This is a genomic window from Photorhabdus sp. RW14-46, from assembly GCF_963887965.1.
Taxonomy (GTDB): Bacteria; Pseudomonadota; Gammaproteobacteria; order Enterobacterales; family Enterobacteriaceae; genus Photorhabdus; species Photorhabdus laumondii.
Genome location: NZ_CAWPHH010000014.1, coordinates 46,407 through 58,737, shown reverse-complemented (window position 1 = coordinate 58,737; position 12,331 = coordinate 46,407). Strand labels below are relative to the sequence as shown.

At 43.3% G+C, this 12,331-nt stretch carries 11 protein-coding genes; 8 read left to right on the top strand and 3 right to left on the bottom strand.

What is annotated here, in order from left to right; all coding sequences use genetic code 11:
- The first annotated feature begins 186 nt into the window (after positions 1-186).
- The 3 genes from nlpI (at position 187) to AACQ38_RS13260 (ending at position 3,168) form a co-directional block, all read left to right on the top strand.
- On the top strand, positions 187-1,071 hold the full coding sequence (nlpI, locus tag AACQ38_RS13265; RefSeq protein ID WP_011148600.1) for a lipoprotein NlpI: 885 nt from the start codon (positions 187-189) through the stop codon (positions 1,069-1,071).
- A gap of 101 nt (positions 1,072-1,172) precedes the next feature.
- A complete protein-coding gene (gene yrbN / locus AACQ38_RS24105; RefSeq protein ID WP_105394837.1) occupies positions 1,173-1,253 on the top strand; it encodes a protein YrbN in 81 nt (26 codons plus the stop codon).
- Positions 1,243-3,168: a DEAD/DEAH family ATP-dependent RNA helicase gene (locus AACQ38_RS13260; RefSeq protein WP_165578326.1), complete on the top strand. Its 1,926-nt coding sequence runs from the start codon at positions 1,243-1,245 to the stop codon at positions 3,166-3,168. Before yrbN ends, AACQ38_RS13260 begins: the two co-directional genes overlap by 11 nt.
- A 138-nt stretch (positions 3,169-3,306) precedes the next feature.
- On the opposite strand, the gene AACQ38_RS13255 is transcribed toward AACQ38_RS13260, so the two are convergent.
- The 3 genes from AACQ38_RS13255 to AACQ38_RS13245 all read right to left on the bottom strand — a co-directional run bounded on the left by AACQ38_RS13255 (position 3,307) and on the right by AACQ38_RS13245 (position 7,696).
- Positions 3,307-5,109 carry a carbon starvation CstA family protein gene (locus tag AACQ38_RS13255; RefSeq protein ID WP_165578325.1) on the bottom strand — a complete coding sequence of 601 codons (1,803 nt, stop codon included), beginning with the start codon at positions 5,107-5,109 and terminating at the stop codon, positions 3,307-3,309.
- 170 nt (positions 5,110-5,279) lie between these two features.
- The gene (gene btsR, locus AACQ38_RS13250) at positions 5,280-5,996 is read right to left on the bottom strand and encodes a two-component system response regulator BtsR (RefSeq protein WP_165578324.1); all 717 of its coding nucleotides are present in this window, start codon (positions 5,994-5,996) and stop codon (positions 5,280-5,282) included.
- A 2-nt stretch (positions 5,997-5,998) separates the two neighbouring features.
- Positions 5,999-7,696, bottom strand: a complete 1,698-nt coding sequence (locus AACQ38_RS13245) for a sensor histidine kinase (RefSeq protein WP_165578323.1) — start codon at positions 7,694-7,696, stop codon at positions 5,999-6,001.
- A 237-nt stretch (positions 7,697-7,933) separates the two neighbouring features.
- Here AACQ38_RS13245 and AACQ38_RS13240 point away from each other — a divergent pair, with 237 nt between their 5' ends.
- The 5 genes from AACQ38_RS13240 to AACQ38_RS13220 all read left to right on the top strand — a co-directional run bounded on the left by AACQ38_RS13240 (position 7,934) and on the right by AACQ38_RS13220 (position 12,249).
- A complete protein-coding gene (locus AACQ38_RS13240) occupies positions 7,934-8,905 on the top strand; it encodes an HlyD family secretion protein (RefSeq protein ID WP_011148596.1) in 972 nt (323 codons plus the stop codon).
- Between the two features lie 7 nt (positions 8,906-8,912).
- Entirely contained in the window at positions 8,913-10,058 is a 1,146-nt protein-coding gene (locus AACQ38_RS13235) for an ABC transporter permease (protein WP_011148595.1), read from the top strand.
- Positions 10,058-11,203 carry an ABC transporter permease gene (locus tag AACQ38_RS13230; protein WP_165578322.1) on the top strand — a complete coding sequence of 382 codons (1,146 nt, stop codon included), beginning with the start codon at positions 10,058-10,060 and terminating at the stop codon, positions 11,201-11,203. The genes AACQ38_RS13235 and AACQ38_RS13230 overlap by 1 nt, the downstream gene beginning before the upstream one ends.
- Before the next feature lie 448 nt (positions 11,204-11,651).
- Complete coding sequence (locus AACQ38_RS13225) at positions 11,652-11,969, top strand: type II toxin-antitoxin system RelE/ParE family toxin (protein WP_113024729.1); 318 nt, start codon at positions 11,652-11,654, stop codon at positions 11,967-11,969.
- Positions 11,962-12,249: a helix-turn-helix domain-containing protein gene (locus AACQ38_RS13220; protein ID WP_011148593.1), complete on the top strand. Its 288-nt coding sequence runs from the start codon at positions 11,962-11,964 to the stop codon at positions 12,247-12,249. The genes AACQ38_RS13225 and AACQ38_RS13220 overlap by 8 nt, the downstream gene beginning before the upstream one ends.
- Positions 12,250-12,331: the final 82 nt, after the last annotated feature.

Genomic DNA, 12,331 nt, shown 5'->3' with positions numbered 1-12,331 from the left:
GATAACATAGATAACTATGTGACCGGGGTGAGTGAGTACAGCCAACAAAGAGGCAACTTGAAAGATAACGGGTATAAACGGCGTTTGTAAAAAAGCGCCGTTTATAGACTCAGGGCAGGAGGCCCAATAAATGCAATATGGGTGATAGGGCATTCTTAATCAATGTCTGACTTTCGGGAGTAGGAAATGAATCTTTTTCTGCGCTGGTGTTATGCTGTAGCAATACTTCTTTTGGCAGGATGCAGCAGCAAGGATTGGCGTAAAAACGAAGTTTTTGCTATTCCGTTACAACCTTCATTGCAACAAGAAGTCATTCTGGCTCGCATGGAACAGATTCTTGCGAGTCGGTCATTGACAGAAGATGAGTACGCGCAGCTTTTATATGAGAGAGGTGTGCTGTATGATAGTCTCGGGCTGAGGGCTTTGGCACGGAATGATTTTTCTGTTGCCTTATCTATTCGGCCTAATATTCCAGAGATTTTTAATTATCTGGGAATTTACTTCACACAGGCTAGCAATTTTGATGCTGCCTATGAAGCGTTTGATTCTGTATTAGAGCTTGATCCAACTTACAATTACGCGCGTCTTAACCGTGGCATCGCGTTGTATTACGGTGGTCGGTATAAGTTAGCGCAGGATGATCTGCAGGCGTTTTATCAAGACGATCCAAATGATCCTTTCCGTTCGTTGTGGTTGTACCTGGTGGAAAAAGAATTTTATCCTAAAGGGGCGATGTTGAACTTGTCGCAACACTACGAAAAAGCGAACCGGGGGCAATGGGGCTGGAATATAGTTGAATTCTATTTAGGCAAAATTAGTGAATATACATTGATGAATCGCTTGAAAGAGAATGCAACGGATAACACTTCGCTCGCTGAGCATCTCAGTGAAACTGACTTCTATTTAGGTAAACATTACCTAAGTCTGGGGGACAAGGATAGCGCATCTGCGTTATTCAAGCTGACGGTAGCTAACAACGCACATAACTTTGTTGAGCACCGCTATGCATTGTTGGAATTGGCGCTGTTAGGCCAGGAACAAGATGACCTATCAGAATCGGACCAGCAATAGCTGACGAACATTTCGAGATCGATTAACAAAGTCCATCATCTTGATCGATGAGGGCTTATTTGTTCGTTTAATTAAATACTTTGAGCCAGTTCACATTTTAAATGAAAATGACCGAAATTTTTTTCGATGCGTTATGTAGACTGGCCGCCATAACTAATGAGGCACCATTACATGACCACTGAGACTGAAATCTCTTTTGCTGATCTGGGTTTATCAGCACCTATCCTTTCTGCGCTGGAAGATCTTGGCTATGAAAAGCCATCTCCAATTCAGCAACAATGTATTCCCCATTTATTAAATGGCCGTGACGTACTGGGTATGGCACAGACGGGGAGTGGTAAAACAGCGGCATTCAGTCTGCCTTTACTGCATAATATCAATGCTGAGTTGAAAGCTCCGCAGATCCTTGTGTTGGCACCGACCCGTGAACTGGCGGTACAGGTAGCCGAAGCATGCGCAGATTTTTCTAAACATATGCGTAACGTGAATGTTGTTGCACTGTATGGTGGGCAACGTTATGACGTTCAGTTACGCGCTTTACGTCAAGGGCCACAAATTGTTGTGGGTACACCAGGGCGTCTTCTGGATCATCTGAAGCGTGGTACGTTGGATCTGTCTAACCTGAGCGGTTTAGTTTTGGATGAAGCAGACGAAATGCTGCGTATGGGCTTTATCGAAGATGTTGAAAACATCATGAGCCAGATTCCTGCTGAACATCAGACTGCACTGTTCTCTGCAACTATGCCAGAAGCTATCCGTCGCATTACTCGTCGTTTTATGAACGATCCGCAAGAAGTGCGTATCCAAGCGAGTGTAACGACTCGTCCTGACATCAGCCAGAGCTACTGGTCTGTTTACGGTATGCGTAAAAATGAAGCTTTGGTGCGTTTCCTTGAAGCTGAGGATTTTGATGCTGCGATTATTTTTGTGCGTACCAAAAATGCAACGTTGGAAGTAGCAGAAGCACTGGAGCGTAATGGCTACAACAGTGCGGCGCTAAACGGTGATATGAACCAGGCACTGCGTGAGCAGACATTGGAACGTCTGAAAGATGGCCGTTTGGATATTTTGATTGCAACTGATGTTGCAGCGCGTGGCTTGGATGTTGAGCGCATCAGTCTGGTTGTTAACTATGACATTCCAATGGATGCGGAATCTTATGTTCACCGTATTGGCCGTACTGGCCGTGCAGGTCGTGCAGGTCGTGCATTGTTGTTTGTAGAAAACCGTGAACGTCGCTTGTTACGTAACGTTGAACGTACAATGAAGCTGACTATCCCGGAAGTTGAACTGCCAAATGCTGAATTATTGAGTCAGCGTCGTTTGGAAAGATTTGCCGCTAATGTACAGCAGCAATTGGAAAGTAGCGATTTGGATCAGTACCGTACTCTGTTGTCTAAACTGCAACCTGCGGAAGATCTGGATATAGAAACGCTGGCGGCTGCATTATTGAAAATGGCACAGGGTGAGCGCCCGTTGATTCTGCCTCCGGACCCGGTTCGTCGTCCTCGCCGCGAATTCAACGAACGTGATGATCGTCGTCGTAATGGTTTTGATGATCGTGGCGAACGTAGTGATCGTCCTCGTCGTGAACGCCGTGATGTTGGTGAAATGGAGTTGTACCGTATTGAAGTGGGCCGCGATGATGGTGTTGAAGTTCGTCATATCGTTGGTGCGATTGCTAATGAAGGTGATATCAGCAGCCGTTATATTGGCAACATCAAATTGTTTGCAACGCATTCCACGATTGAATTGCCAAAAGGCATGCCAGGTGATTTGTTATCCCACTTTACCCGTACCCGCATTCTGAATAAGCCAATGAATATGCAGTTAATGGGTGATGCACAGCCATTTGAGCGCCGTGAACGTCGTGGTGGTGGGCGTAACGGTAACGGTAATGGTAACGGTAATAGTAGTGGTAGTGGCCCTCGCCGTGATCGTGAGAATTTCAATGGTGGTGGCCGTCGCTTCAATGGTGAACGCCGCGGTGGAGAAGGTCGTGGTGAAGGTCAGAGCCGTAGCAATTTCCGTGGTCGTGGTGATGATCATGGTTCATCTGCTCCACGCCGTCGTTATAACAATAGTAACGCACAGTAATCATCTGAACTGATATTTAAATAATAAAGCGGCTCTTTTTACAGGAGCCGTTTTTGTTATCAGTTAATTGATTTAATATTTTTATAATAAAAAAGCTGTTCTTTATACAAAAGGCAGCTTTTGATATGCAGAAAGAGATCAGTTAGTTAGTACTTCAACTGAATTACTTGTACTGCGGGCACGCCACAGTTTCAGCCATTGAATAATGGAAGAGACCATAATCACAATGCCGAGGATAACCATCACAATGGAGATTGTTCCGTTGAAGATATTGAAACCTTTTGTTGCGGAGTTGAAGTAAACATTCTTCACCATCCAGTAAGCTGCGTAGTTCACAGTAACGTACAGGTAAGCGAGTGGTATCAGGCAGGTCAGCATATACCAGCGTTTTTCAGACAGACGTAGGATAATTGTTGCACCAATCATCAGGCCGATGGAGGCCATCAGTTGATTGGATACCCCGAATAGTGCCCAGACTGAATTGATATCGCCGGAATTCAGTAGGTAGCCCCACAGTAAACAGGCAACGATACTGCAACCAATGGAACCCGGTAACCAGTCGATACGTTTCAAAGGTGCCCATATATCGCCCAGGAAATCTTGCAGTAGGTAGCGGGCAACACGCGTACCGGAATCAACTGCTGTCAGGATAAATACGGCTTCAAACATGACGACGAACTGGAAAAAGTAGGATGCTAGCTGGCTGAACCAAGGGATGCGGGTGAAGATATCTGCCATACCAACCGCCAATGTGACTGCACCACCGGTACGGCCATACAGATCCAAACCAATTTCCTGACTCAGTTTTGGTAGATGGATAACATCCATACCCAATGTAGCAAAGACCTCTGGGGAGGAGTTAATAGCGAAATAGTCAGCAGGATATAGGGAAGTGGCAGCGATCAACGCCATGACACCAACGACACATTCTGCCAGCATTGCACCGAAACCCACTGGCAGAATATCACTCCACTTATCGATCTGTTTTGGTGTTGTGCCAGAGCCGATAAATGCATGAAAACCAGAAATAGCACCACACGCAATGGTGATGGAGATAAAAGGCCACACCGGACCAGCCAGTACAGGGCCATTGCCATGAATAAATTCAGTGACTGCCGGGAACTGGATCTCCGGGTTAATAAAGATGACTCCCACAACTAGCGCGCCGAATACGCCGATTTTCATAAAACTAGAAAGATAACCACGGGGAGTCAGTAGCATCCATACTGGCAGAGCGGTTGCAAAAAATGCGTAGATTGGCAGTGCCAAGCTGACAGTTGATGTACGCAGGCTCAGCCATTCACCGAAGGCGGATGCTTGAATGTAAGGGCCGACAATCACACAAGCCATAATGGTAATAATACCTACCCATGTTGCTCCGCGCATATTACCTGTGAAGCGCTCCCATAGACCGACACCGATTGCGACTGGAATGGTCATAAATACTGCAAATGTCCCCCAAGGGTTACGCTCTAGCGCGTGAACAACCACCATGGACAGACCTGCCATAGTAATAGTAATGATGAACAGCATTGCAAGGCCGGTGCACCAACCAGCAATTGGGCCAAGTTCTGTTTTGGCAACTTCTGACAGGGACTTACCGCTATGTTTCATTGAGGCGAATAAAACAACCGTATCATGCACGGCCCCGCCGATAACACAGCCGATTAATAACCATAACATACTTGGCAAATAACCGTATTGGGCTGCTAACACAGGGCCAACCAGCGGTCCTGCGGCTGCGATTGCGGCGAAGTGGCTACCAAAATTGACCCATTTTTTCGTGGGTACATAATCTTTACCGTCTTCCAATAAATGGGAAGGTGTAACCTCGCTGTCATCTGCTTTCAGTACCTTTTTAACAAAGAATACGCCGTACAAGCGGTAGCAGATAACCAGAATACACAACGTTGCAATGACAAATGTGAGAGCGTGTTGCATTTCTCTTCTCCTGAGAGTTATAAATTTTTACTCGTATCTTGTCATAGGTAAAGGAAGCTATAAGGGAGTGTCTGAGTGAGTGGTTGTATGGCGGGTTAAGTGGTCAGATTCAGCAGGTGAGCGGTGAGTAAGAACTGACTAACCTGCTAAAAAGGTGATGAATATCACGGTTACTTCAATCCTAATGCTTCTTTCAATGGTTTCAAATAACGGCGGCTGACAGGAATAGTTTCACCATTACGTAGGATCAGTTCGGCCTGTCCGTGATCACCAAATAGAATTTCGCGCAGATGGGTCATATTGACCAAATATTGACGATGATTTCTCATCAATGGTGTGCGGGTTTCCAGTGTACGGAGTGTCAGTTCAGTAAATCCTTCCTGCCCATTGGTACACATAACATAAACTCCACTTGGACGGGAGGTGACATAAAGTATTTCATCCAGTTGCACAAGCCAGATTCGGCTGTGGCCGGTGCATGGGATATATTTCAGTGGTTCTTCTGCTTTCAGGATAGAAATATCTTGTTTTTGATGCCCTTGCCGTAATCGTTGTAACGTTTTGGTTAGACGATTTTTTTCCAGTGGTTTTAATAAATAGTCAAATGCGTGTTCTTCAAACGCTTGTATTGCATATTCATCAAATGCGGTCAGAAAAACAATGTAGGGACGATGTTCTGGATCGAGCATACCAACCATTTCTAATCCGGTGATACGTGGCATTTGGATATCCAAAAATACAACATCGGGTTTTAGATGATATATGGCACCAATGGCTTCAACGGCATTGGCGCATTCGCCAATAATTTGAATATCATGTTCTTCTTCTAGCAAACAACGTAGGTTTTCTCGTGCGAGCGGTTCGTCATCAACAATTAATATATTCATATTCACACAGTTTTATTAGCCTCTTTAATGAGTGGCAAGTGTAAAATTACGCGGGTAAATTTTTCTGGCTGGCAATCTATTTGCGCACCATAATTTTCACCATAGCGAAGTCGTAGTCGTTTATCTACCAGACTCATTCCTAATCCATCCCCCATAGAGGCCGATTTATAAAGACCGGCATTATCTTCCACTTCCAGTATTAACAATTGATTCTGCTGATGAGCACGAATAGTAACCCTACCGGTTTCTAATAACTGTGATGTGCCGTGTTTGATCGCATTTTCTACTATTGGCTGGAGAGAAAAAGCGGGTAATTTGGTGTGAAGCAGAGATTCCGGTAGTTCAATGTTTATTTGCAGATGCTCACGGAAACGCGCCTTCTCAATTTGTAAGTAAGCATTCACATGCTCTATTTCATCAGACAGCGTGACAATCTCTTCTGACCGTTTCAAGTTTTTACGGAAAAAGGTTGAGAGATATTGTACTAATTGACTTGCTTGATCGCTGTCCTGTCGGATCACTGCTTGCAGGGTATTTAAGGCATTAAATAAAAAGTGAGGATTCACTTGCGCATGAAGCAGCTTAATCTCTGATTGGAGCAGTGATTGTTTGTTACGTTCATATTGTCCTGTGAGGATTTGGGCAGATAACAGGCTGGCAATACCTTCCCCTAGGGGGCGGTTGATTGAGCTGAACAGACGGTTTTTGGCTTCATAAAGTTTGATTGCGCCAATAACTTGCTGATTTTCTCCCTGTAGCGGAATAACTAAGGTGGAACCCAATTTGCAGGTTGGGTTGATTGAACAACGGTAAGGTATTTCATTGCCATCAGCATAAACCACTTCATTATTTTCAATTGCTCGACGGGATTGTTCCGAAGAAATAGGTGTTCCAGGAAGGTGATGATCTGAACCGATACCAATAAATGCCAAGAGTTTTTCTCTGTCTGTAATAGCAACTGCGCCGATTTCCAGTTGTTGATAAATAACTTTTGCTACTCGCATACTGTTATTTTCATTAAATCCTTTTCGCAGAATACCCTCCGTATAGACAGCGATTTTCAGTGCCTGAGCAGAAAATGCACTAGTATATTTTTCAAATATCGCTCGCCGATCAAGTAGGATACGTATAAACATTGCTGAGCCGATACTATTGGTGACGATCATAGGGGCTGCAATATTTTTGACCAATGCTAATGCTTCACTGTATGGACGGGCGAGCAGTAGTAAAATGCCCATCTGTATTATTTCAGCGCAAAACGTGACGATAGCGGCTGTCCAGGGATTAATCAGTCGGTTTATCTGACCACGTTTTGTCAGATAGCTGTGGATAATGCCACCGATTAAACCTTCAATAATGGTCGATATCATGCAACTAAAAGCGGTCATCCCACCAAGGGAGTAGCGGTGCAGTCCACCGGTTAATCCCACCAGCGCACCGACACCTGGCCCACCTAGAAGGCCGCCAAGGACCGCTCCAATAGCACGAGTATTGGCAATGGAATCACCTACATGCAGACCAAAATAGGTTCCCATAATACAGAAAATGGAAAAAGCGACATAACACAGCAGCTTATGAGGTAAACGCACAGTGACTTGTAACAGCGGAATAAATAGTGGTGTTTTACTTAGTAGCCAGGCGATAACCAAATAAACACACATCTGTTGTAGTAATAACAACACAAGATTAAATTCGTACATAGACTTTCCGGGAGGATTTGTGAATGTTATTAGTTTACAGAAACAGCTAATAATATTATTAAAAGTTTAGTTTAAGTAGGTTAATATTTGACAAGAATCATAAACCACTACACTATTATGAAGCGTTTTCCTTTCTGTCAGTGATTATACGCACAAACATATAAGAAATTTTCCGTAGAACAATGAGAAGCTATAGCGTTAGTTTCGGGTCGGGTAATTTTGGATGTGTAAGACATCATGAAAAAAAGAACACTTTTTACGATTTTACTGGTGATTTTGCTTACAGCAATGGCTGTGTTATTTCGTTCCCATAACCAATATTTGTTGTTGCAAGGTGAAGTTGATGCACCGGAAGTGATTGTGGCATCTAAAGCTAAGGGACGAGTGATCAAACGTCATGTTGAACGGGGAGATGATGTTAAGGCAGGACAGTTGCTGATTACACTCGAAAGCCCGGAATTGCTGGCCCAGGTTGCTTCACTAGAAGCTGCTCGTGATCAAGCCAAAGCGCAGTTGGAGCAATCTCTGCATGGAACACGAGAAGAAAGTATTCGGAATCTGGAAGCGGGTTTGGCACAAGCTCAGGCCGAATATGATAATGCGGTACGTGAATATGATCGTATTCAGAGCGTAGCATCTAAAGGTTATGTTTCACGCAACGATCTAGATAATGCCCATAGAAGTAGGGATGTTGCCTATCAGAAAATGCAGAGTGCAAAAGCGGCATTGGATGAAGGTATGCATGGTGACAGGATTGAGCTGCGCCAGAAATATGCAGCAGCTTTGCGTCAGGCTGAACAGCAACTGATTGAGTTACAAACTCAGAGTCATGATTTGCAGGTCAAAGCACCTGTCGCGGGGGAAGTTGGGCCGATTCCGGCAGAAGTTGGTGAGTTATTTAATGCTAATAGTCCTTTGGTGACATTAATCCGTGTACCAGAAGCTTATTTTATTTATAACCTGCGGGAAGACATTCTGGCAAAGGTGCAAAAAGGGGATAAAGTCAAACTTCGTCTTCCTGCGCTAGGTGACAAAGAGATCGAAGCCGAAATTCGTTATATCTCTCCGATGGGTAATTATGCGACTAAACGTGCAACTCGTGCCACCGGTGATTTCGATTTAAGAACCTTTGAAGTGCGCTTGTATCCTTTACAGGCTATTGAAGGTTTACGTCCTGGTATGAGTGCCTTGTGGCGTTGGGATGAGTAGGTGACTGATGCGGAGCAAGGTTGCATGGCGTGGTTTCGAACGCGCTTTTAGCCAAGAAATCCGGGCTGTGATTCGTAGTCCGGTTTTTCACTGGTTAGGTTGGTTATTTCCTTTGATGCTATTTGTGCTGATCAGCGCTAATTTTTCAGAAGGGACATTACTCAATCTGCCAGTATCGGTGGTTGATAATGATCAGAGCCCGCTGTCACGTCATCTAATACGTAACTTGGACGCGGCTTCTCATGCGCAGATTAAATCTTATGATGGCGGATTGCAGGAATCTCTTGAACGGCTTGGCAGTGCTAAGGATTACTCCTTACTTTATATCCCGCATGATTTTGAAGCTAATGCACTCAAAGGAGACCAGCCAACCGTGCGTATGTATTACAACGCGTTATTTTATGGTGCCGGAAGTTATTCTATTCAAGATCTCAGTGGATTAATGGCAGAGATTAATGCGAAGTACCGTTCTATATTGGCGACAGAAATGGGTCATCAGTTACCTCCATTAGCCAATGTTACGCTCGTTTATGACAGCCTTTTTAATGCCAGCGGTAGTTATATCTATTATCAGCAGTTTGCGGCCACAATCCATTTGTTACAGCTTTTTGTTGTAACCTGCACGATTTATAGCATGGCACGCAGCAAGACACTGATGACAATGAAACCGTTTACTTTCGCTCTGTTGGGAAAATTGGCACCTTATACCCTGTTTTTTACTCTGTTGTTGATTGTCGAATTGGCTGCTCTGATTGGTGTATTTGATGCAAAAGTGAATGGTAACCCAATATATATGGTGATAGTGGGTTTCTTCTACGTCATTGCCGCTCAAAGTATTGGCCTGTTGCTGTTTACTTTCACTAATAGTGCACTGACGGCTTACAGTTTAATCGGAGTGCTAGTCAGTATTGCGACGACTTTTTCAGGTATGTCGGTGCCAGAATTATCAATGATATTGCCAGCGCGGATAATTGCCAATATTGAGCCTTTAACACATGCTTTAAATGCGATGTTTGATATTTTTTTGCGTGAGGTTTCTTTACTGGGTATTTTATCTGTTTGTGCTTTATTACTTATTTATCCAGTCGTTTGCTTTCTGTTAGTACGAAACCGGTTATTTAAACGGCTTGGCTTGCCACAGGGTAATGAATAATGCAGATGTATTGGAAAACTTTTCGCCGGGTATTAATGGGAATGTTGGAAAAGCCCATGTGGATGTTGATGCTGGTTTCCTTGTGTATGATGAGTTTGGTATATGTCCGGCCAACAGTATGGGATCTACCGGTTGCTGTGATCGACCAGGATCACAGCTCTGCTAGTCGCGCTTTGATACGCCAGCTTAATTCTAAGGCTAAAATTGCTGTCCATAGCTATGACAATTTGGCTGATGCTCGTCACGATCTACTGCTACGTGAAATCTTTGCGATTATTATTATCCCTGCGGACTTGGAGAAAAATATCCTTAATGGAAAAAATATCACCTTGCCGATTTATGGCGATGCAACCAGCCGTCTTGCTAATGGACAAATTCAACAAGAATTGACTTCTGCTCACCGGCAATTATTGAGCGAATATAACAGCAAATTATTATTGAAATATGGTTTTAGTCCTGAACAGACAAAATTATTATTAATGCCGATTCGTAGTGAAACTATTGGATTATTTAACCCTGGTGTCAGTTTTGCCGCAATTGTTTTTCCCGGTTTGTTGGTGATGTTATTACAACACTCGTTATTGATATCTTGTGTACGGGTCAGTATTACAATACGTGGTACACCGAAAGGTAAACCCCCATTACCTGTCTATTTGGGAGCGTTGTCTGCGTTATTACCGATTTGGCTTTTTCTCTCCATCATCTTTTTTGTACTTTGGCCGTGGGTATTGGGATACCGGCAGGAGGCGTCTATTCCGTTGTTATTAATGCTGACGTTCCTATTTATGTTGGCAGTACTCGGATTAGGGAAATTGGTAACGGAATGTATGCGCAGTGTAGAAATGATCTATTTAACGATCGCCTTGCTTACCACGCCTGTGTTCTATATTTCCGGCACAGTCTGGCCGATACAGGCAATGCCTGATTGGGTGAGAATAATCTCTTCTGCTTTACCATCGACTTGGGCAACGAAAGCGATTGCCGGTGTTAACCAGATGGGATTGCCAGTACAGAATGTATTGGGAGATATCGCTATGATGCTGGTTCTTGGTGTGATTTATACTCTGCTAGGAATTTTGATAGGTATGGTGCGTAATGGTGAATTCAGGAAAATAACCTATTATTTGCGTAGGGTGTTTAAGTGATGATTTATGTTTCCTAATTCGTGATTTATTCTAGTGCGATAGAAAAATGGCCAGATAGAGTGGTGCATATATGTTCTATTTTTATACTCATTATAATTTTTTATCTATGTAATTCAGTTGGGTAGATAAAGTCATGGTAATCGCATTAATAACTAGTACTTACCATTAAATATCTCTCTATGTATTGTTTTTTCAGAATCATATAACAGAACCAATAATAGTTTTGGTGTGTTGTCAGGAACGGTCAATTTCACCGATATGAGATGGAAAATACTTATGGAAATACTATCCGTGATATACCAAAGTCATTGTTGGTAAAACGGATTGCTTCGGTATTCTTAGCTGATTTCTGTACGAAAATCTGATCTTTTGCCCTATAAATTAATTTATCGTTTGCATGAATTTCACGTATAGGTTAAATTTTAACTCAATTGAGGGAGATCGAAAGATGTTTGAACTTTTGTATCATCCTGAAGCTGCTGAGGAAGTAGAGAACTTACCTGGCGTACTTCGGGGTAAGATGGCAAGATTACTGGATCAGTTAGAGCAACGTGGTAATGGACTACGTTATCCATTGACAAGACTCGTTCGGGATAGTTTATTTGAGTTACGGGCTTCAGGTTCAGACATTGCAAGAACATTATTTGTTTTTCAGAAAGGGAAGCAGGTTTACATTTTACGATGCTTTGTGAAGAAAACAGATAAAACACCACCATCTGAAATAGAGTTAGCACTGAAACGATTGGAGGATATGACATATGGCTAAAGTAACTCCTATCTCACATTCAGAAGTGAGAAAGCGACTTCTTAATACACCGGAAGCTATACAAGCCTATGTTGAGGCTACAGAAGAATATGAGCTGCTGGAACAACTCACTGAGTGGCGGGAAAAGGCGGGTCTAAAGAAAATAGATATAGCTAAACGGATGGGAATTAATCCGTCTGCGGTTACCCGTATTGAGAAGAATGTGACGAAAGCTAGTTGGCACACACTTAAACGTTATGCTGCTGCATGTGGTGTTGAGTTATCTTTAACTGCGAAGTAATACTACAGAATGTGTGTTCTGTTGGTGGTGATACTTAAGATCTACTTGTTCTAAGAGGCTTCCGTTAAAGGAAGCCATTTTC